Raw genomic sequence first — 20,722 nt, forward strand, 5'->3', positions numbered from 1 at the left:
GGTTCAGGCCCTGCGTGGGGCGAGGTAGCCCAGCCAGCGACGTTCGGCCATCTTGAACAGTCGCACGAGAATAAAGGTCAGACACAAGTAGAACGCGCCGGCGGTGATGTAGGCCTCGAACGGCAAGTAGTATTGAGCGTTGACCGTGCGCGCCGCACCGGTGATGTCAATCAAGGTCACGGTGGAGGCCAGACTGGTGGTCTGCAGCATCATGATCACTTCATTGCTGTACTGCGGCAGCGCCCGGCGCAACGCCGAGGGCAGCAGAATCCGCCGGTACATTTTCGAGCGGGACATGCCCATGGCCTTGGCCGCTTCGATCTCGCCAGCCGGTGTCGACCTTAAGCTGCCGGCGATGATTTCGGCGGTGTAGGCGCTGGTATTGATCGCGAAAGCCAGGCAGGCGCAAAACGTCGCACTGGACAGCCATGGCCAGAAGATGCTGTCGCGCACGATCTGAAACTGAGCCAGCCCGTAGTAGATCAAAAACAGTTGTACCAACATCGGCGTGCCGCGAATCACATAGGTGTACAGCCAGGCAGGCATGTTGACCCACTGTTGTTTCGACACGCGCATCAGGCCCAACGGCAAAGCGACGAGCAGACCGAATACCAGGGAGATGGTCAGTAACTTGAGGGTGATCAGCAGGCCACCGAAATACAGCGGAAAACTTTCCCAGATGACGTTGTAGTTGAAGATCATAGATCAGCCGCCCTTACGCCTACCGAGTAGCGCTTCTCAAGATAACGCAGGGCGAGTAACGACACGCTGGTGATCACCAGGTACATCGCAGCCACTGCCAGGAAGAAAGTAAAGGGTTCGCGGGTGGCATCTGCCGCCTGCTTGGCCTTGAACATCATGTCTTGCAGACCGACCAGGGAAATCAGCGCAGTGGCCTTGGTCAGTACCAGCCAGTTATTGGTAAACCCGGGGATCGCCAGGCGAATCATCTGTGGCACCAGAATCCGGAAGAACACTTTGAAACTGCTCATGCCATAGGCCATGCCGGCTTCAGCCTGCCCTCTGGGAATCGCCATGAACGCCCCCCGAAAGGTCTCCGACAGGTACGCGCCGAAGATGAAACCCAGCGTACCGATACCGGCCAGGAGCGGGTTCAGATCAATGTAGTCATCGTAGCCGAGCAACGGTGCAATATAGTTGAGCAGATCCTGGCCGCCATAGAAAATCAGCAGAATCAAAACCAGATCGGGGATCCCGCGAATGACCGTGGAGTACAGATCACCTAACCAGGCCAGCCAGCGCACCGGCGACAAACGCAATGCCACGCCAATCAAACCGAGGACGATCGCCAGGGCCATGGACGACAAGGCGAGCTGCAGCGTCAGCCATGCGCCATCGAGGATGACAGCCCCGTAGCCTTTCAACATGATTCAGGTCCTCAAGCATGAGAATGAAAAATGGCGCTAACCAGACAGTGCAGAGCCACCGCTGCTAGCGCCATTGCGAGTGTTACGCGATGTACTTACTCGCCGTAGATATCAAAATTGAAGTATTTGTCCTGAATCTGCTTGTACTTGCCGTTGGCACGAATCGTAGCGATGGCCGCGTTGATTTTGTCCAGATCAGCCTTGTCGCCCTTACGCACGGCGATACCGATGCCGTCGCCGAAGTATTTGGCGTCGGTGAACGCAGGGCCTGCAAAGGCATAACCCTTGCCTGCGTCGGTATTGAGGAAACCGTCTTGCAACAGGGTCGCGTCAGCCAGGGTGCCATCGAGTCGGCCAGCGGCGACGTCCAGGTAGATTTCATTCTGCGAGCCGTACGGCTTGATCTCGGCGCCCAGAGGTTCGAGTACTTCCTTGGCGAAACGGTCATGGATCGAACCGCGTTGCACGCCGATTTTCTTGCCTTTCAGCTCAGCGAGACTTGCGCTGATGACGGTGCCGTCTTTCATGACCAGACGTGCAGGCGTGTTGTAGTACTTATTGGTGAAATCAACCGACTTCTTGCGATCTTCAGTGATGGACATCGAAGACAGGATGGCGTCGATCTTGCGCACTTTGAGCGCCGGGATCAGACCATCGAATTCCTGCTCGACCCATGTGCACTTGACCTTCATTTCTTCACACAGCGCATTGCCGATGTCGTAATCGAAACCAACGATGCTGCCGTCCGGGGCTTTGGAGGCGAAGGGAGGGTACGCAGCCTCGATACCGATCTTGAATGGTTTTTCATCAGCGAACGTCGGCTGTGCCAACACGGACAGCGCCAAGGCGCCGAGAAGCATGAGTTTCTTCATTATTAGGACTCCGTCGGTTTAGGGCGACAAATGGCAGAGTGAGCGATGGCCCAATATGCGAAGGGTCAGCATGGATAGCGACGCTGGGGCGGCCGTGTCTGACCTTTCACACGAAAAGTCACACGAAAAGCCTTGAGCGATTGATTGGCATTTTAACGACAGGCCCGAAGTCGATATTTCTTCAATGCGACAACTAGTTATAGAAGCACTGAGAAAGCAGACCCGAAATATTGACAGGCCCTGCAGATTATGCAAAGCCAAAAGACATAAAACCAATATTTATTGCAAGTTGCGGGCCTATTATTGGCAAAGGCTTCTATTCCGGCAAGTCTGGCGTGTCGACTTGTTTTCAGAGTGCTGGAAATTGCACCCGAATCCTGCGGAGCGTTCCTCTCGACCCCGAAAGAGAGCAGACGGTTACACATTTGGTTACCTGGCTGCGCGCCGGTAACAAAGAAGGGGTACCGGTGGTGAAGCCGATATATATCTCGTTCCGAGTTCGATTCTGTGGGCCAGCAAGAACGCACCCCTTAGGCGCGAATGGCTTTGCGCAATGCGTTCGGCCACCCAATAGCGCACACAAAAACGCCCCGCCAGGCGTACACCGGGCGGGGCGTTTCTGAGCCTGGGATCAGGCGGCGTTCATAGACTTGTGTTCATTGATCAGCTGCTGCACGACACTCGGATCAGCCAAGGTGGAGATATCACCCAAACCATCGTATTCCCCGGTGGCAATCTTGCGCAGGATACGACGCATGATTTTGCCGGAACGAGTCTTCGGCAGCCCCGGCGCAAACTGGATGAAATCCGGCGAAGCGATCGGACCGATTTCCTTGCGCACCCAGTTTCTCAACTCCAGGCGCAGCGCTTCGCTAGGCTCTTCGCCGCCATTGAGGGTGACGTAGACATAAATGCCCTGCCCTTTGAGGTCATGCGGTACGCCGACGACAGCGGCTTCGGCGACTTTCTGATGGGCAACCATCGCACTTTCGATTTCAGCAGTACCCATGCGGTGCCCGGAAACGTTGAGCACGTCATCCACGCGCCCAGTGATCCAGTAGTAACCGTCTTCGTCACGACGTGCGCCGTCGCCCGTGAAGTACATGCCACGAAAAGTCTTGAAGTACGTATCAACGAAACGATCATGATCACCGTACAACGTGCGCGCCTGACCCGGCCAAGAGTCGAGAATGACCAGGTTACCTTCAGCCGCACCTTCGATCAGGTTGCCCAGGTTATCCACAAGCCCCGGCACGACGCCGAAGAATGGTCGCGCCGCCGAGCCCGGCTTGAGCGCGTGAGCGCCTGGCAGCGGGCTCATCAACGTGCCGCCGGTTTCGGTCTGCCACCAGGTGTCGACAATCGGGCAGCGGCCCTTGCCGACAGTGTTGTAGTACCACGTCCAGGCTTCCGGGTTGATCGGCTCACCGACCGAACCGAGCAGGCGCAGGCTTGAACCGTCTGCATCTTTCACTGCCGCCTGACCTTCGGCCATCATGGCGCGAATGGCAGTCGGTGCGGTGTAGAGGATATTGACCTTGTGCTTGTCGATGATCTTCGACACACGCGTAATGTCCGGGTAGTTCGGCACCCCTTCGAACAACAACGTGGTCGCGCCATTGGCCAGCGGGCCGTAGACGATATACGTGTGCCCAGTGACCCAGCCCACGTCGGCGGTGCACCAATAAACCTCACCTGGTCTGTAGTCGAATACACGCTCATGGGTCAGCGCGGCATACAACAGATAGCCACCCGTGGTGTGCTGCACGCCTTTGGGTTTGCCGGTGGAGCCAGAGGTGTAGAGAATGAACAGCGCCTCTTCGGCACCCATTTCTTTGGGCGCGCAATGGCTGGAGGCGACCTTCATCAAGTCTTCGTACCAAATATCGCGATGCTGGTGCCAGGCGATGTCGCCGCCCGTGCGCTTGCAGACAATAATCTTCTGCACGCTGGCGGTTTCCGGATTGGTCAGCGCCAGGTCGACGTTAGCTTTCAACGCCGTGCGCTTGCCGCCACGCAGACCTTCGTCTGCGGTAATGACGACTTTCGATTTGCAATCGATGATCCGCCCCGCCAGCGCTTCCGGCGAGAAGCCACCGAACACGACTGAGTGGATTGCGCCAATCCGGGTACAGGCCAACATGGCGACCACAGCTTCGGGGATCATTGGCATATAAATAGTGACTACATCGCCGCGGTGCACATCCTGGCCGCGCAATGCGTTGGCGAACTTGCAGACTTCTTCGTGCAGCTCGCGATAGGTGATGTTGCGGTGTTCGGAAGGATCGTCGCCTTCCCAGATGATTGCGATCTGATCGCCGCGCTCGGCCAAATGGCGGTCCAGGCAGTTGTAGGAGACGTTCAACGTGCCGTCAGCGAACCATTTAATGTCGACATGGTGGTCGTCGAAGGAGGTCTGCTTGACCGTGGTGAAGGGCTGAATCCAATCCAGGCGCTGGGCCTGCTCACGCCAGAAACCATCAGGGTTGACCACCGACTGCTGATACATGGCCTTGTAGGTTGCCTCATCGGTCAGCGTTGTAGCCGCAACCTCTGGACGCACAGGATAGACGGAAGCCGCACTCATCGTTGTTACCTCGGTGGATAGTTGTTGTTTTATGAACCCGTTGTATCTTTCCTGCCCCCTTCAGGCCATTCGACGATGGTCTTACCGGTCGCAAGCAAGCCTACTACTATAGACCCCCATTCTCCTGCGATGATATGCCGCGCCTCCCCGCGACGATCTGTCGCGCCACCGATGATGGATGCCGTCATTTTTCGTGCCTCGATTGTTACAGGTTTCATCAATAGTCTTTATCAAAACACTTCATATATGAACCCACCCGGCAGGCCTATAATTTATCTCGCCAACCGGCAAACGATTAACACGTAACAGCCCCCACAATGGCATGTTAATCAACCTGTAAACTTAGTGACACGCCTGGTTCCACAAGAACCAGGCACTCTTTCAAGACAGCAATAAGGACATTAGAAATGAAAGTTGCATTGATGGTCATGGCCCTGAGTAGTTTTAGTGTTGCTGCGATGGCGGCCGAAACAACCGCCGTGGCAGTCAACTCGACGCCTCCCGTGGAGGAATACACGTATGCCACTCATCTGGACATCGCTAAAGTCGTTTCGATGAGCGACATCCCGAACGTCTGCGAGGTCGTGCCTGCCCGCATGACGTATGAAGACTCGAAAGGTGTACAACACATACTCGAGTACCGTGTCATGGGTAACGGTTGTATCGATGGTTGATTCATCAGCACACCGCCCCCTCAATCACCACGTCAACGCCTCCTGGAGCATTCCAGGAGGCGTTGACGCATGTAAACTCAGAACAACCGATCGCTTATTTAATCAACGCACGTCACACCTGTTTGAGTGGAGCGCATTAACACACCCGATAAAGACCGCCACTCTATTCGCAGCGTATTAATTTCTTTATCACTGATCATGCACCCGGCTTTATAGCGCTTAATGCTGACCCTGATCATGTTTATTTATCCACGTGATACTCACGCAACTTATTGGCAATTGTCGTGTGTGAAACACCCAAACGCTTGCCCAACTGCCGGCTACTTGGGTACTCCGAATGGAGGCGTTCCAACACCGCCTTTTCGAAACGCCCGACGATTTCATCCAGCCCCCCTTCCAACGAAAAATCCCCCAATGGCTGGCGCATACCGTAGTCCGGAAGTCGTATATGTTCGGCGCGGACAATACCGTCTTCGCACAGAGAAACTGCCTGAAACAGGACGTTCTCCAACTGCCGCACGTTACCAGGCCAACGGTAATGACTCAGACGCTCCATGGCGGCAGGCGCCAGTTTGGGCAAAGGACAGCCAATCTGCCGGCTTGCCTGGTCGAGAAAGTAGTCAACCAGCAGGGGTAAACCGTCCAGGCATTCGCGAAGCGGTGGGATGTGCAGCGATAACACGTTGAGCCGATGATAAAGGTCCTGGCGGAACTCACCTCTGGCACACAGCTCAGACAGATCAACCTGCGTCGCACACATCACCCGTACATCCAGGTAAACCTCTTCATCGCTGCCGACCCGGCGGAAGCAGCCATCCTGCAGGAAGCGCAGCAGCTTGACCTGCAGACGCGAACTCATCTCGCCGACACCATCCAGGAACAGCGTGCCGCCTGCGGTCAGCTCCAGCAACCCCAGCTTGCCTTCGGCCCGCGCACCTTCAAATGCGCCGGGGCCATAACCAAACAGCTCGGTTTCGGCCATGGATTCCGGCAGTCCAGCGCAGTTGAGCGCCATCAACGGCGATTGTCCCCGCGGACTGGCAAGGTGGCAGGCCCGCGCCAACAATTCTTTACCGGTCCCCGTTTCGCCTTCAATCAGCAACGGAGCGTCCAGGGGCGCCATGCGTCGAGCCTCGCGGACTACGGCGGCCATGACCCTGGAACTCTGGAAAATACTGTCGAAGCCGCGCAGCTCTTGTTTGCGCACCTGATAGATGCGCTCGCCGACCCGATCTGCCCGGTGCAGGGTCAACACCGCACCGGCCATGGCTTCGCTGTCATCGTGCTCCGATTGCAACGGCGCGATGTCGGCAAGAAACACATCGCCCTTGACCTTGACCCGCAGCCCGTTGATTCGTGATTTGTTGGTGCGAACCAGTGCTGGCAAATCGAAATCTTCGGCGTAGCGCGACAACGCAATACCCGGTACTTCATCGACCCGCACCCCCAGCAGCTGCGCCGCCGCGCGGTTGGCCGCGACGATGGAGCCGCTCATGTCGATAGACAACACGGGGAACTCCAGCGCGCCAAGCAGCGCATTAAGCTCCATGTGCCGCCGTTCGCTGGGCATCAACCCTACGCGCTTGACCCCGAATACACCGCCAATTGCCTCGAACTTGGGACGCATCGCCTGAAATTGCAGATTGATCAGGTTTGGGCAATGCAGATAAATCGCGTTGCCATGCTCGCCGCCCACTTCACCACGCGCCACGTTGATCCCGTACTCGACCAACAAATTGAGAATGTCGCGAAGGATGCCGATGCGGTTTTGACAGTGCACTTTGATACGCATGAACGATTCGATCCTGTCTGTCGGGCGGGTATTTTCTGTATGCCTAAATTATCCGTAACGATTACCTGACAGCAAGCGTGTAAATCACCTCATTCCGACACAAGGATTACGGCACGGCAGCGCTTTCGTAAACTTATCGTTACGAAAAGCAGTCTATTCTTTAAGGCATACCCTATTCCACCTGCTGTCAGGACGAGTCGTTTGAGTTATCTCTAGAGCCATAACAGCTCCTTATAACAACAACGAATTGCCCCCAGGAGAGCAACATGACGCAAACGCATTACGTAGCTCGTGAGCCCGACGCAAACGGCTTTATCGACTACCCAGCTGCCGAGCATGCGGTGTGGAATACCCTGATCACTCGACAACTGAAGGTGATCGAAGGCCGCGCCTGCCAGGAGTACCTTGAAGGCATCGAACAACTCGGACTGCCCCATGACCGCATCCCGCAATTGGGTGAAGTCAATAAAGTCCTCGGCGCGGCCACTGGCTGGCAAGTCGCTCGCGTCCCGGCCCTGATTCCGTTCCAGACCTTCTTCGAATTATTGGCCAACAAACAGTTCCCGGTGGCAACGTTCATTCGTAGCGAAGCGGAACTGGACTACCTGCAAGAGCCGGACATTTTTCACGAGATCTTTGGTCACTGCCCGTTGCTGACCAACCCGTGGTTCGCCGAATTCACCCACACCTATGGCAAGCTCGGCTTGAGTGCGACCAAGGAACAGCGCGTCTACCTGGCGCGCCTGTACTGGATGACCATCGAGTTCGGCCTGGTGGACACCCCGCAAGGCCGTCGAATCTACGGTGGCGGCATTCTGTCCTCGCCCAAAGAAACGGTTTACAGCCTGTCGTCCGCGCCTGAACATCAGGCGTTCGATCCGCTGGATGCAATGCGCACCCCGTATCGGATCGATATCCTCCAGCCCTTGTACTTTGTCCTGCCAAATCTGAAACGGCTGTTCGACCTGGCCCACGAAGACATCATGGGCATGGTCCAACAAGGCATGCAGCTAGGTCTGCACGCACCGAAATTCCCACCCAAACCCAAAGCTGCCTGATCAGGAACCCATTTATGAGCACTCTTAACCAAGCCCATTGCGTAGCCTGCCGCGCTGACGCCCCACACGTCAGCGATGAAGAATTGCCGATTCTGATCAAGCAGATCCCCGACTGGAACATCGAAGTTCGCGACAGCGTGATGCAGTTGGAAAAAGTCTTCCTGTTCAAGAATTTCAAGTTCGCGCTTGCGTTCACCAACGCTGTCGGCGAAATTGCCGAAGCCGAGGGTCATCACCCTGGCTTGCTCACCGAATGGGGCAAAGTGACCGTGACCTGGTGGAGCCACTCGATCAAAGGGCTGCACCGTAACGATTTCATTATGGCCGCGCGTACTGACGAAGTGGCCAAAAGCGCCGAGGGCCGCAAGTAATGCATTTCAACGACATCCAGCGAGTGCCCGGCGACCCGATTCTCGGGTTGATCGACGCTTACGCGGCTGATCCGAACCCGAACAAATTCGACCTTGGCGTCGGCGTCTATAAAGATGCATTGGGCCTGACGCCGATCCTGCGCTCGGTCAAGCTGGCCGAGCAGCGCCTGCTGGACACCCAAACCACCAAAACCTACATCGGCGGTCATGGCGAGCCTCGCTTTGGCGCGCTGATCAGCGAGTTGGTGCTGGGCAAGGATTCGCCGTTACTGGCAAGCAAGCGCGTTGGCGCGACCCAGACGCCAGGCGGTACCGGCGCCCTGCGTCTGTGCGCGGACTTTATCGCTGACTGCCTGCCGGGACGCGGTATCTGGCTGAGCGACCCGACCTGGCCGATCCATGAAACCATCTTTGCCAAAGCCGGGCTCATGGTCAGTCATTACCCGTACGTGGGCAGCGACAATCGCCTCAACGTCGAGGCCATGCTCGCCACCTTGAATCAGGTGCCACGTGGCGACGTCGTGCTGCTGCATGCCTGCTGCCACAACCCCACCGGCTTCGATCTGTCCCACGACGATTGGCGACAGGTGCTGGACATCGTGCGCAGTCGCGATCTGCTGCCATTGATCGATTTCGCGTATCAGGGGTTCGGCGACGGTCTGGAGCAAGACGCCTGGGCAGTGCGCCTGTTCGCGGAGGCTTTGCCCGAGTTACTGATCACCAGTTCCTGCTCGAAAAACTTCGGCCTGTACCGCGAACGTACTGGTGCCCTGCTGGTGTGTGCCAGTACTGCAGACAAACTGCTGGATGTACGCAGTCAGCTTTCTTCAATCGCGCGAAACCTGTGGTCGAACCCGCCAGATCATGGCGCGGCCATCGTTGCCGAGATCCTCGGCGATCCCGAGCTGAAAAGCCTGTGGGCCGATGAAGTGGAAGAGATGCGCGCACGTATTGCGCAACTGCGCGCAGGCTTGGTCGAGGCGTTGACCCCGCTGGGCCTGGGCGAGCGTTTCGCCCATATCGGCGTGCAACGCGGCATGTTCTCCTACACCGGCCTGAATGATGATCAGGTGGCGCGATTGCGCCATGAGCACAGCGTTTATCTGGTCAGTGCCGGACGCGCCAATATCGCGGGGATTGATGCTTCGCGCCTGGATCTACTGGCCCAGGCCATCGCCGCCGTTTGCTGAAACCAATCACTTGCCGCTTCAAACATCGCGCCCTGTCAGGGCGCGACTGCGTTATGCCGTTATGGTTCGTCATTCGTCGTGCCGTGTGTCTTTAAGTGACAAAAGGCGGTCATAAAAAACCTGTTTGTCATTTCCAGTGCTGTATCCTGCCCAAGCTTTTTAAAAGCACTGATCTTTCCAGCAACCTTCAATCAGATCTTGCGCGGAGCGACGACGATGCATGAAATCCCTAACTTTCCTTTCCCAAGCCTGCCAGAACCTGAGCAGACCCCCTCAGCCCACCAAGAGCCAAACAAAAAAACCGAGTTGAAGGCCAGCCCTGCCAAAACTGAAGACAGCCGCAGCGTCAAACACAAACACTGACGGCGACTTTCCCAGGCCGTATGCCAAACCCGTATTCTTTACCTGGTTTCATACGGCCTGTTATACCTGCCGCACCCGCTGCAGATAGCGTCCCTAAACAAGACCGCTCCTGAGCAAAACAGCCTTAAACAACGGTGGAACCTGCCATGACCGACCTCACCGACACCCAAGCCAGCGTCGTAATGGGCACCACTGAGAAGATGATCGACATCTGGGGTCGCCTCAACGCTGAAAAAAAGGCGGCGCTGCTCAAGCGTTTCGGCACCCAGGAAAATGCGCTGGCAGCCTTGGTGGCTTCGCAATTGCTCGCACCCGCTAGCGGCACCGCGTCATAAGCACGTTATTTCAACGTTTTGCCTTCACCCTCCCCTGCATCGCCTCAACCGCCGCTATCATAAGCAGCCTTGAGCGCGCCTCAAGCTGAAACGATTCTTCCGCTACACCTTGAGCATTTTCCAACGCTGTCGCAACCGTGGATTTTACCCATGCAAGACACCCCGTCTGCCGCCTCACAACGACCTATGGCCGTTACGCTGCAGGTCGTTTCTATCGTCCTGTTCACGTTTATCGGTTATCTGAACATCGGCATTCCCCTCGCCGTCCTCCCCGGCTACGTGCACAGTGATTTAGGGTTTGGCGCCGTGGCCGCTGGCCTGGTGATCAGCGTGCAATACCTGGCCACGCTGCTCAGTCGCCCCTATGCAAGCCGCATCATCGACAACCTTGGCAGCAAAAAAGCTGTGCTTTACGGTTTGGCTGGGTGCGGTCTCAGCGGCGTGTTCATGCTGCTCTCGGCCTGGCTACAAAGCATGCCGATGCTCAGTCTGATCAGCCTGCTAATCGGTCGACTGGTGTTAGGCAGCGCGGAAAGCCTAGTGGGCTCAGGCTCGATTGGCTGGGGCATCGGTCGGGTCGGCGCGCAAAACACCGCCAAAGTCATTTCCTGGAACGGCATCGCCAGTTATGGCGCGCTGGCAATAGGCGCCCCCATGGGCGTGCTGCTGGTCCAGCAGCTCGGCTTATGGAGCATGGGCGTGAGTATCATCCTGCTCGCCAGTATCGGTTTCGCGCTGGCATGGCCCAAGCAAGCCGCACCCATTGTTCATGGAGAGCGCATGCCCTTTCTGCATGTCCTGGGTCGAGTATTGCCTCACGGCACGGGGCTGGCGCTCGGTTCGATTGGTTTTGGCACCATCGCCACCTTCATCACCCTCTATTACGCCAGCCATAGCTGGCCGAACGCAGTGCTATGCCTGAGCCTGTTCGGCGCCTGTTTCATCGGCGCACGGTTACTGTTCGGTAACTTGATCAACCGCCTGGGCGGCTTCCGGGTGGCGATTGCCTGTCTGTCGGTGGAAAGCATTGGCTTGCTGTTGTTGTGGCTTGCACCCACACCAACATTGGCCCTGGCCGGGGCTGCACTCACCGGTTTTGGCTTCTCATTGGTGTTCCCGGCGCTGGGTGTCGAGGCTGTGAATCTGGTACCGGCCTCTAGCCGTGGGGCGGCTGTGGGCGCGTACTCACTGTTCATCGACCTCTCACTGGGTATTACCGGCCCCGTTGCTGGCGCGATTGCCGCTGGCTTCGGCTTTGCTTCGATCTTTCTGTTTGCAGCGCTGGCGGCCATGGCCGGCCTGCTGCTCAGTGTCTATCTGTACCGCCAGACGAAGCCTGTACGGGATTACACGGTTTAGATTTTGCTCCGGCAGGATCACCTTCGCGGTCCGGCCTAGAAATCCACCTTGCCGCGCCCGGCTTTAATGTTGCCGCGCTGGCTTTTGCTTTCAAGACGACGCTTTTTCGAGCCCAGGGTGGGCTTGGTCGGGCGTCGTTTCTTTTCGACCTTGGCCGCATTGATGATCAATTCGCTCAGGCGTTCCAGTGCGTCGGCACGGTTCTGCTCCTGAGTGCGGTATTGCTGGGCCTTGATGACGATCACGCCGTCGCCGGTGATACGGCTGTCGCGCAACGCCAGCAACCGCTCCTTATAGAACGGCGGCAACGACGACGCAGTGATATCGAAGCGCAAGTGCACTGCGCTCGACACCTTGTTGACGTTCTGCCCACCCGCGCCTTGAGCGCGGATGGCAGTCAACTCGATTTCGGCATCGGGTAGATGCACGTTGCTGGAAACTATCAACATAGGTCTTCCATACACATTCCGTATGCCTCTGTAGCACCACAAAAGCCTTGATTAATGGGCTGTTAAACGGTTTTCTATTATCTCAATGGCCCACTCTCCAACGTACCTTTCCACACAAAGCGGGAAAGAAACGGGAAAATGACCAAGCAAATTCGACTGATAGCCCACTAACCAACTTGCCAAAAAAAACCAAGTAGGTTAGTTTCGATTTATGGAGAAAAAAGCACCCCACTGCAAGCTACCCATTGTCAAAGCCTTGATCGAAGCCGGCAAGGTGCGGTCAACCTGATCAGCGCTGGCTGGCGGTGCCGCGCTCGGCTTCGACTTTGAAGGCATTATCAGCGTTGTCATGGCACTGGCCCCGGCAGACTTCTACAAAAGCATGACCACGCACGCCGATCATAAGGTTTGGCAGGACGTGTACCGGCACACCAGCGTAGCCGGGGAGGTTTATCTAAAACTCACGGTCATTGATGATGTGCTCATCGTGTCCTTCAAGGAGCTATGAACATGAAATGTCCATCGTGTGCAGCGGCTGAACTGGTACATGACACTCGCGATATGCCGTACACCTACAAAAATGAATCAACAGTTATTCCGTCCGTCACCGGCGACTACTGCCCGGCCTGCGGCGAGTCTGTGCTTGATATCGTCGAATCGACCCGAGTCAGCACTGCGATGCTGGCGTTCAACAAGCAGATAAATGCCTCCATTGTCGATCCTGGCTTTATCTCCACGGTCCGTAAAAAGCTTGCGCTCGATCAGCGTGAGGCTGCGGAGATTTTCGGCGGTGGCATCAATGCGTTCTCGCGATACGAGAATGGCAAGACCAAGCCGCCATTGGCGTTGGTGAAGCTGCTCAAGGTGCTTGATCGTCACCCCGAGCTGTTGGACGAAGTCAGGATGGCATAAGCGCCTTTACCCGGTTGATATATTCCCCAACCGGGTATCGCGCTGACCCGCACCACCAAGTCAGTTGTTTAAAGGCACTACGCGGCCTCTTATCGTGCTGAATTGTTAGCAATCACCCGCATAGAAGCACTACGTCAACGCCTTCACGCCAGCCGCATCACTGCGCTTGTTTTTGACGTTGTAGCAAACCCACATCACCAGCAACCAGACCGGAATCGCGTAAACCGACACCTGAATGCCTGGAATCAACAACATGATGCCGAGGATGAACACCACGAAAGCCAGGCACAGATAGTTGCCGTACGGGTACCAGAACGCCTTGAACAAGGGCGTCTGATGCGTACGCACCATGTGCTGGCGGAACTTCAGGTGTGAGTAGCTGATCATCGCCCAGTTGATCACAAGCGTGGCCACCACCAGCGACATCAGCAGTTCCAGCGCATTTTGTGGGACCAGATAGTTGAGCACCACCGCAACGAACGTCACCAACGCCGACACAGCAATCGCCCGAACCGGCACACCACGCTTATCGACCTGCGCCAACGCTTTAGGTGCATCGCCCTGCTCTGCCATGCCTAACAACATCCGGCTGTTGCAGTAGGTGCCGCTGTTATAGACCGACAAGGCGGCTGTCAACACCACGAAGTTGAGAATGTGCGCCGCCGTGTTGCTGCCCAACATCGAGAACACTTGCACGAACGGGCTGCCGCTGTAGGCATCGCCGGAGGCATTGAGGCTCGCAAGCAGGCTGTCCCACGGGGTCAACGAAAGCAGTACGACCAAGGCGCCGATGTAGAAAATCAGTATCCGGTAGATCACTTGATTGATGGCCTTGGGAATCACGGTTTTCGGCTGGTCGGCTTCTGCTGCGGTGAAACCGAGCATTTCCAGGCCACCAAAGGAAAACATGATGATCGCCAATGCCATCACCAGACCTTTGACCCCATTGGGGAAGAAGCCACCGTGCTCCCACAGGTTACTCACTGCCGCTTGCGGGCCGCCGTTGCCGCTGACCAACAGGTAGCTGCCGAGGGCGATCATGCCGACAATGGCCACGACCTTGATGATGGCGAACCAGAACTCGGCTTCCCCGAACACCTTGACGTTGGCCAGGTTGACCGCATTGATCATCACAAAGAATACGGCGGCCGAGGCCCAGGTCGGAATCTCTGGCCACCAGTAATGCACGTACTTGCCGACCGCCGTGAGCTCCGACATGCCAACCAGAATATAAAGTACCCAGCAGTTCCAGCCAGAGAGGAAGCCCGCAAAGCCGCCCCAGTATTTGTGAGCGAAATGACTGAAGGAACCGGCCACCGGCTCTTCGACAATCATTTCGCCGAGCTGGCGCATGATCATGAAAGCGATAAAGCCGCAGATCGCGTAGCCGAGAATCATCGACGGACCGGCCGACTTGAGCACGCCTGCCGAACCAAGGAACAAGCCTGTGCCGATAGCGCCGCCCAGCGCAATCAGCTGGATATGGCGGTTTTTAAGGCCGCGCTTCAGCTCGCCCGAATGTGAGTTTTGTTCACTCATTGATAGTCACCTGATTTTTATTGTCTGTGACGGAACCGAATCCACCGCGCTCATGACGCAGCGGAGTGCAACAAGGCGGATAGCCCTGAATGTGTTGGATGCGCAGTTACGCCGTTGAATCACAGAAAAAACGCGAGGTAGTGTACACCGCCGAAAGGGTCCAGGCGTGCTGGAAAGCTATTCGGTCGGTCAGCTATCGAAGGTAAGCGACAATCATCAAACAAAAAAAAACGCCAATCTTTCGATTGGCGTTTTTTGTTCACCGCACGCGATTACTGCGGCTTGCGACGACCAAAGCCCGGACGCTGACCGGAGCCTGCCGGTGGGCCGTTGCGCTTGCCCGAAGGCTTGCCGTTGTCCACCAGAACAATGCCTGGACGCTGCTGTTTAGGCTTGCCCGGACGCTTGCTCACGTCACTAGGACGCTCGGCCACTGGCGTGCCACGGCTGTCAGAACGACCGGCAGCAGGGCGCGGCGTGCGTGGCGAATCGCCACGCGGTGCACGAGGAGAACGCTCGACAGAATCGCTGCGCGGCGTACGCGGAGCGCTGTCACCGTCTTCACGCGGCTTGCGCGCTGGACGATCGGCACCTTCGCTGCGGCCACGCAACGGACGGTTAGCCGAGTCGGTACGGCCGGTAGCTGGACGCGGACCACGACTCGACGAATCCGAACGCGGCCCTGCAGGACGCTGATCGCGACCCGTAGAATCCGCGCGCGGACGATCGCGCTCGCTGCCGGTCACCTGTGGCTGACGGGCTGGACGCTCGCCTGCCGGAGCCGGGTTGGCTGGACGCAACGTACGTACGCGCTCGCCTTTACCCAGAGGGCGAGACGATTGACGCTGCAAACGTTCCATTTTGTCTTTGACCTTGGCGTTCATCTGCGGCTGAGCCACAGGCGTCAGGCCGACTTCGGCACTGAGAACGTCAACTTCGTACTGGCTCATTTCGCGCCAGCGGCCCATCGGCAGGTCGGAGTTGAGGAACACCGGACCGTAACGCACGCGCTTCAAGCGGCTGACCACCAGCCCTTGGGATTCCCACAGGCGACGCACTTCGCGGTTGCGACCTTCCATCACCACGCAGTGATACCAGTGGTTGAAACCTTCACCGCCTGGCGCTTGCTTGATATCGGTGAAGCGTGCCGGGCCGTCTTCCAGCACCACGCTGGTTTTCAGACGCAGCAGCATGTCGTCATCGACTTCGCCACGCACACGGACGGCGTATTCACGGTCCATTTCAAACGACGGGTGCATCAAGCGGTTGGCCAACTCACCGTCGGTGGTGAACATCAGCAAGCCGGTGGTGTTGATGTCCAGACGACCAATGTTGACCCAGCGGCCTTCTTTAGGGCGCGGCAGGCGATCGAACACGGTCGGACGACCTTCTGGGTCGTCACGGGTGCAGATTTCACCGTCTGGTTTGTTGTAGAGAATGACGCGGCGTACCGATTCGGCAGTTTCTTCGCGCTTGATCACACGACCGTCGATGGCGATGGCATCGTGCAAATCTACGCGCTGACCGAGGGTCGCGTCTTTGCCATTGACCTTGATTCGGCCTTGGCTGATCCAGGCTTCTACGTCACGGCGAGAACCTACGCCAATGCGTGCCAGAACCTTTTGCAGTTTTTCGCCTGCAGGACCGATTTCCTGGCTGTCTTGCTTGTCTTGTACACTCATCTGGGCACCTCCCGGTGTGTCGATAACAGATCGTGCTGAGAAATGGCGCGACCTGGTTGCTAAAATCTGATGACTTGAAGCCGTGCCTGATGACGAGGATAAATCGCCAAAAGGGCGCGAATGATACGCTCAAGGCGCGCGCCGCGCATCAGGGACTCGTGCAAATGCAGCGCCTTACTTCTTTTTCCGCCGACCGGTGGCTTTTAACTGAAGTAAACGCACTGCCGACCCGGCCAGCAACGAGCTTTTATCGACATCGAACGTGCAGACGCTGATGCAGTGTTTTTTGGTTGAACGCAGGCTGTGTGAGCATCTGGAAATCCCCTTGGGGATTCAAGAAAATGCCCGCATCGGAAGATACAGAGCACTTTCTTACGCCGTACATCCGCGAACTCAGCCCTGCGCGCGGCTCTGTTTGTACGCAGCCAGTGCGGGCAGCAACTGTTGATCAATCGCCTGGCGCACGGCGGGCAGGATGGTTGCGCTGCCGGTGAGCATCTGTTCGACCAACCGTCGCAAGGCTGTGGCGCGGGCGTCCGTCAGGCCGCAGACCGCTTGGGTGCAGGCCTGCTCGGCGGTTGCGCCTGAAGGCATTTCGAAACCCAGTGACCTGAGTTGGCCAATCAGGTCCTCTTGGTCAATCAAATCCGCATGCATCATCACGTCCGCTCCTGTTATGGGGTGTGGGTCGATTCTGGTAGCGCTCTCGAATGTCGGCAAGGCTTCTGATCGACGGTGTCCGATATACCTATGAACAGGTCGTTTTCGGCTAACTCGCCAGTCGGGTCTGCAGGCACACTGGCGTCACTCGATAATGCGCGGCGCATGGTTTGGTCACCCTCTGCATCGCGTAATACCTCAGCCCCGGTTTTGTGACGGCTTAACCGGGGCTTTTTTTGTCTGTCGAAAACTCATGTAAACTTCGCTGCCACCCAGGAGTTGCCATGAATTACCGTCACGCCTTCCACGCTGGCAACCATGCCGACGTGTTCAAACATCTGATTCTGACTCGCTTGATCGCCCTGATGGCGCGCAAGGAGCAGCCGTTCGCTTATATCGACAGCCACGCCGGGATTGGTCTGTATGACCTCAAAGGCGATCAGGCCACCCGCACGGGCGAATGGCTCGAGGGCATCGCGCGCCTGTGGGACGCGCCGGACCTGCCTGCGCTGACGGCCGATTACCTGCAAGTGCTGCACGACATGAACCCCGATGGCGAGCTGCGTTATTACCCCGGGTCTCCGGAAATTGCCCGCCGCCTTACCCGCGAGCGCGAGCGCATCCTGCTCAATGAGAAGCACCCCGAAGACGGGCGGCTGCTTAAAGAGAACATGAGGGGAGATCGCCGCGTTGCGGTGCATTTGGGCGAAGGCTGGCACGTGCCGCGTGCGCTGCTGCCCGTGGCGGAAAAGCGTGGGTTGTTGCTGATCGACCCGCCGTTCGAACAGCTCGACGAAATGAAACGCTGTGCCGTGGCCCTCAAAGAAGCCGTCGGCCGCATGCGTCAGACCGTGACCGCAATCTGGTACCCGATCAAGGACCAGCGCCTGCTCAAGCGCTTCTATCAAGACCTGGCCGAGACCGGTGCGCCGAAGTTGCTGCGGGTGGAGCTATTCGTGCATCCGCTGGATACGCCGCAGAGTCTGAACGGCTCGGGCCTGGCCATCGCCAACCCGCCTTGGGGTCTGGAAGAGGAACTGCGTGAGCTGATGCCATGGCTGGCCAAGACACTGGGGCAAACCCAGGGTGATTGGCGCATGGATTGGTTGATCGCCGAGTAAGTTGGAGGCCAGATCAATCGTCGGTGATTGATCTGGCTCCTTCGCGAATGAATTCCCACACAGCCGTCACAGGGGATCCGTGCCCTCACTTTCATCTGCCTCGGCCTCAATGTCCTGACGCAGCAAATCATCAAAATCAGTCTTGAGTCCCAGTTCCATCGAATCGAGCTCTACCAGCAGACTGCGGAAGCTGGTTTCATCACGCGGCGGCTCTGGCTCAGCGTCGGGGTCGAGACTCGCGTCAGCCAGGGCCTGCAGGCTGGCGGGCACCGGAGCGTCGTCGAAATCGAGAATCGGATCTGGCTCCAGCTCCCGCAGGTCGGCCAGTGGCGGCAAGTCGTCGAGGTTTTTCAGGTTGAAGTGATCAAGAAACGCCTTGGTGGTGGCAAACATTGCCGGTTTTCCGGGCACGTCACGGTAGCCGACGATTCTGATCCACTCGCGTTCCAGCAAGGTTTTGACGATATGGCTGTTGACCGCCACGCCCCGCACATCCTCGATCTCGCCCCGAGTGATGGGCTGGCGATAGGCAATCAGCGCCATGGTTTCCAGCATCGCCCGGGAATAACGCTGCGGCCGCTCTTCCCAGAGCCGACCAACCCACGGCGAAAAACGCTCTCGGATCTGCAAACGATACCCTGAGGCCACTTCCTTGAGCTCGAAAGCCCGGCCTTCGCAAGATTTTCCCAGCAATTGCAGGGCTTTCTTGAATACCGGCGGCTCGGGACGCTCGCCCTCCTCGAACAGCTCGAACAGGCGTTCCAGCGATACAGGTTTACCGGAGGCCAGCAGAAAAGCTTCGAGCAGGGGGGCCAGCTCGCGCGGCTCGTTCAAATTCATCGTTTGGCTCTTTATCAGGCTCGCCGCGCTTCAGTCGTGCGCGTCTTTTATTTATTCAGCTATTCAGCTAAACCGCTATTCGGCTCGCGCCCGGACATGGATCGCCGCAAAGGGTTCGTTCTGCACCAGCTCGACCAAGGACTCCTTGACCAGTTCCAAGACCGCCATAAAGGTCACCACAACGCCCAAGCGCCCTTCTTCGGCCGTGAACAGCTCGGAGAACGGCACAAACCCGCCACCCTTGAGGCGTTCAAGCACATCGCTCATGCGCTCCCGGGTCGACAGCGTTTCGCGACTGACCTGGTGGCTTTCGAACATGTCACCCCGATGCAGGACTTCAGCCATGGACATCAACAGCTCTTCCAGGCTGACATCCGGCAGCAACCGGCGCGCACGCGCTTCGGGGGCATCCAGCCTGGGCACGACCACATCACGCCCTACCCGACTCAAGCCATCAATACCTTCGGCGGCGGCTTTGAAGCGCTCGTACTCTTGCAGACGTCGGATCAACTCAGCGCGCGGATCGTCTTCTTCCTGCTCAATCTCAGCCGAGCGAGGTAACAGCATCCGCGATTTGATTTCGGCGAGCATGGCCGCCATCACCAGGTACTCGGCCGCCAGCTCCAGGCGCACGGTTTTCATCAGCTCGACATACCCCATGTACTGACGGGTGATTTCCGCCACGGGAATATCGAGGATGTTGATGTTCTGTTTACGAATCAGGTACAGCAACAAGTCCAGCGGACCTTCGAACGCATCGAGGAAGACCTCCAGCGCATCCGGCGGGATGTACAGGTCCAGCGGCATGTGCATGACCGCCTGACCATAGACCATGGCGAACGGCAGCTCCTGCTGGGCATCCGCCTGGCTATCAACCGCCTCGACCACTGTCATCTAGGGCTGAACCCCAAACGGTCGCGGATCGCCACAGCCCACCCGTATCACTTGCGGCTCGCCATCGGCCAGATTGATCACGGTGGACGCCGAGATGCCACCGATGCCGCCATCAATGATCAGGTCGACCTGATGCTCCAATATTTGACGCATCTCGTATGGATCGCTCAAAGGCACGGTTTCACCCGGCATGATCAGGCTCACGCTCATCAGCGGCTCGCCCAGCTCCTCAAGCAACGCCTGCGCAATGGGATGGCTTGGCACGCGCAAGCCGATGGTCCGGCGTTTGGGGTGCAGGATCAACCGCGGCACTTCACGCGTGGCGTTGAGAATAAAGGTGTAAGGCCCAGGCGTGTGGTTCCTGAGCGCGCGGAACGCCGCAGTGTCGACCTTGGCATAGGTCCCCAGCTGAGACAGGTCGCAACACAACAGGGTGAAGTTGTGTTTGTCGTCCAATTGGCGCAAGCGGCGGATGCGCTCAATGGCGTTTTTATCACCGATCTGGCAGCCCAAGGCGTAGGACGAATCCGTGGGATACACCACCAGGCCACCGGCCTTGATAATCTCCACCGCCTGCTTTATCAGACGTGCCTGCGGGTTTTCCGGATGGACCTGGAAAAATTGACTCACGGTATC

Annotated in this window: 20 protein-coding genes and 1 pseudogene; 9 read left to right on the plus strand and 12 right to left on the minus strand. The window is 57.4% G+C overall.

What is annotated here, in order from left to right; genetic code table 11:
• Positions 1-3: 3 nt before the first annotated feature.
• From K0F75_RS24325 to acs, 4 genes are all read right to left on the minus strand, one after another.
• The gene (locus K0F75_RS24325) at positions 4-702 is read right to left on the minus strand and encodes an ABC transporter permease (protein ID WP_219064515.1); all 699 of its coding nucleotides are present in this window, start codon (positions 700-702) and stop codon (positions 4-6) included.
• Positions 699-1,388: an ABC transporter permease gene (locus tag K0F75_RS24330; RefSeq protein ID WP_219064516.1), complete on the minus strand. Its 690-nt coding sequence runs from the start codon at positions 1,386-1,388 to the stop codon at positions 699-701. Before K0F75_RS24330 ends, K0F75_RS24325 begins: the two co-directional genes overlap by 4 nt.
• A 95-nt stretch (positions 1,389-1,483) precedes the next feature.
• Positions 1,484-2,260, minus strand: a complete 777-nt coding sequence (locus K0F75_RS24335; protein WP_219064517.1) for an ABC transporter substrate-binding protein — start codon at positions 2,258-2,260, stop codon at positions 1,484-1,486.
• A 631-nt stretch (positions 2,261-2,891) separates the two neighbouring features.
• Complete coding sequence (acs, locus tag K0F75_RS24340) at positions 2,892-4,847, minus strand: acetate--CoA ligase (RefSeq protein ID WP_219064518.1); 1,956 nt, start codon at positions 4,845-4,847, stop codon at positions 2,892-2,894.
• A 407-nt stretch (positions 4,848-5,254) separates the two neighbouring features.
• Between acs and K0F75_RS24345 the strand changes: the two genes are divergently transcribed.
• Positions 5,255-5,521: a DUF2790 domain-containing protein gene (locus K0F75_RS24345; RefSeq protein ID WP_219064519.1), complete on the plus strand. Its 267-nt coding sequence runs from the start codon at positions 5,255-5,257 to the stop codon at positions 5,519-5,521.
• Between the two features lie 241 nt (positions 5,522-5,762).
• Here K0F75_RS24345 and K0F75_RS24350 read toward each other — a convergent pair whose 3' ends face one another.
• Positions 5,763-7,313: a sigma-54-dependent transcriptional regulator gene (locus tag K0F75_RS24350; protein ID WP_219064520.1), complete on the minus strand. Its 1,551-nt coding sequence runs from the start codon at positions 7,311-7,313 to the stop codon at positions 5,763-5,765.
• Positions 7,314-7,579: 266 nt separating this feature from the next.
• On the opposite strand from K0F75_RS24350, the gene phhA reads away from it, so the two are divergent.
• The 5 genes from phhA to K0F75_RS24375 all read left to right on the plus strand — a co-directional run bounded on the left by phhA (position 7,580) and on the right by K0F75_RS24375 (position 11,989).
• Complete coding sequence (gene phhA / locus K0F75_RS24355) at positions 7,580-8,371, plus strand: phenylalanine 4-monooxygenase (protein ID WP_219064521.1); 792 nt, start codon at positions 7,580-7,582, stop codon at positions 8,369-8,371.
• Between the two features lie 14 nt (positions 8,372-8,385).
• Positions 8,386-8,742 (plus strand): 4a-hydroxytetrahydrobiopterin dehydratase, encoded by a 357-nt coding sequence (locus tag K0F75_RS24360; RefSeq protein ID WP_219064522.1) that lies wholly within the window; start codon positions 8,386-8,388, stop codon positions 8,740-8,742.
• Positions 8,742-9,932, plus strand: a complete 1,191-nt coding sequence (locus K0F75_RS24365) for an amino acid aminotransferase (protein WP_219064523.1) — start codon at positions 8,742-8,744, stop codon at positions 9,930-9,932. Before K0F75_RS24360 ends, K0F75_RS24365 begins: the two co-directional genes overlap by 1 nt.
• A gap of 509 nt (positions 9,933-10,441) precedes the next feature.
• Complete coding sequence (locus K0F75_RS24370; RefSeq protein WP_219064524.1) at positions 10,442-10,630, plus strand: hypothetical protein; 189 nt, start codon at positions 10,442-10,444, stop codon at positions 10,628-10,630.
• A 150-nt stretch (positions 10,631-10,780) separates the two neighbouring features.
• Positions 10,781-11,989, plus strand: a complete 1,209-nt coding sequence (locus K0F75_RS24375) for an MFS transporter (protein WP_219064525.1) — start codon at positions 10,781-10,783, stop codon at positions 11,987-11,989.
• A 35-nt stretch (positions 11,990-12,024) separates the two neighbouring features.
• Here the strand turns inward: K0F75_RS24375 and arfB are convergent, their stop codons facing one another.
• A complete protein-coding gene (arfB, locus tag K0F75_RS24380; RefSeq protein ID WP_219064526.1) occupies positions 12,025-12,438 on the minus strand; it encodes an alternative ribosome rescue aminoacyl-tRNA hydrolase ArfB in 414 nt (137 codons plus the stop codon).
• A 211-nt stretch (positions 12,439-12,649) separates the two neighbouring features.
• Between arfB and K0F75_RS24385 the strand changes: the two are divergent.
• A pseudogene (locus K0F75_RS24385) lies at positions 12,650-12,946 on the plus strand (type II toxin-antitoxin system MqsR family toxin).
• A gap of 2 nt (positions 12,947-12,948) precedes the next feature.
• Positions 12,949-13,350: a type II toxin-antitoxin system MqsA family antitoxin gene (locus K0F75_RS24390; protein ID WP_219064527.1), complete on the plus strand. Its 402-nt coding sequence runs from the start codon at positions 12,949-12,951 to the stop codon at positions 13,348-13,350.
• Positions 13,351-13,479: 129 nt separating this feature from the next.
• Here the strand turns inward: K0F75_RS24390 and K0F75_RS24395 are convergent, their stop codons facing one another.
• The 3 genes from K0F75_RS24395 to K0F75_RS24405 form a co-directional block, all read right to left on the minus strand.
• On the minus strand, positions 13,480-14,889 hold the full coding sequence (locus K0F75_RS24395) for an amino acid permease (RefSeq protein WP_219064528.1): 1,410 nt from the start codon (positions 14,887-14,889) through the stop codon (positions 13,480-13,482).
• A gap of 272 nt (positions 14,890-15,161) precedes the next feature.
• The gene (rluB, locus tag K0F75_RS24400; protein WP_219064529.1) at positions 15,162-16,571 is read right to left on the minus strand and encodes a 23S rRNA pseudouridine(2605) synthase RluB; all 1,410 of its coding nucleotides are present in this window, start codon (positions 16,569-16,571) and stop codon (positions 15,162-15,164) included.
• A gap of 393 nt (positions 16,572-16,964) precedes the next feature.
• Positions 16,965-17,231, minus strand: a complete 267-nt coding sequence (locus tag K0F75_RS24405) for a hypothetical protein (RefSeq protein WP_219064530.1) — start codon at positions 17,229-17,231, stop codon at positions 16,965-16,967.
• Positions 17,232-17,515: 284 nt separating this feature from the next.
• Between K0F75_RS24405 and K0F75_RS24410 the strand changes: the two genes are divergently transcribed.
• Positions 17,516-18,352 (plus strand): 23S rRNA (adenine(2030)-N(6))-methyltransferase RlmJ, encoded by an 837-nt coding sequence (locus tag K0F75_RS24410; RefSeq protein WP_219064531.1) that lies wholly within the window; start codon positions 17,516-17,518, stop codon positions 18,350-18,352.
• A 66-nt stretch (positions 18,353-18,418) separates the two neighbouring features.
• On the opposite strand, the gene scpB is transcribed toward K0F75_RS24410, so the two are convergent.
• From scpB to K0F75_RS24425, 3 genes are all read right to left on the minus strand, one after another.
• Positions 18,419-19,192, minus strand: coding sequence for an SMC-Scp complex subunit ScpB (gene scpB, locus K0F75_RS24415; protein ID WP_219064532.1), 774 nt, complete (start codon positions 19,190-19,192; stop codon positions 18,419-18,421).
• A 75-nt stretch (positions 19,193-19,267) separates the two neighbouring features.
• Complete coding sequence (locus K0F75_RS24420) at positions 19,268-19,966, minus strand: ScpA family protein (RefSeq protein WP_219064543.1); 699 nt, start codon at positions 19,964-19,966, stop codon at positions 19,268-19,270.
• A gap of 120 nt (positions 19,967-20,086) precedes the next feature.
• Positions 20,087-20,716, minus strand: a complete 630-nt coding sequence (locus K0F75_RS24425; protein WP_219064533.1) for an L-threonylcarbamoyladenylate synthase — start codon at positions 20,714-20,716, stop codon at positions 20,087-20,089.
• Positions 20,717-20,722 lie beyond the last annotated feature (6 nt).

The organism is Pseudomonas sp. UMAB-08 (assembly GCF_900095225.1).
Taxonomy (GTDB): domain Bacteria; phylum Pseudomonadota; class Gammaproteobacteria; order Pseudomonadales; family Pseudomonadaceae; genus Aquipseudomonas.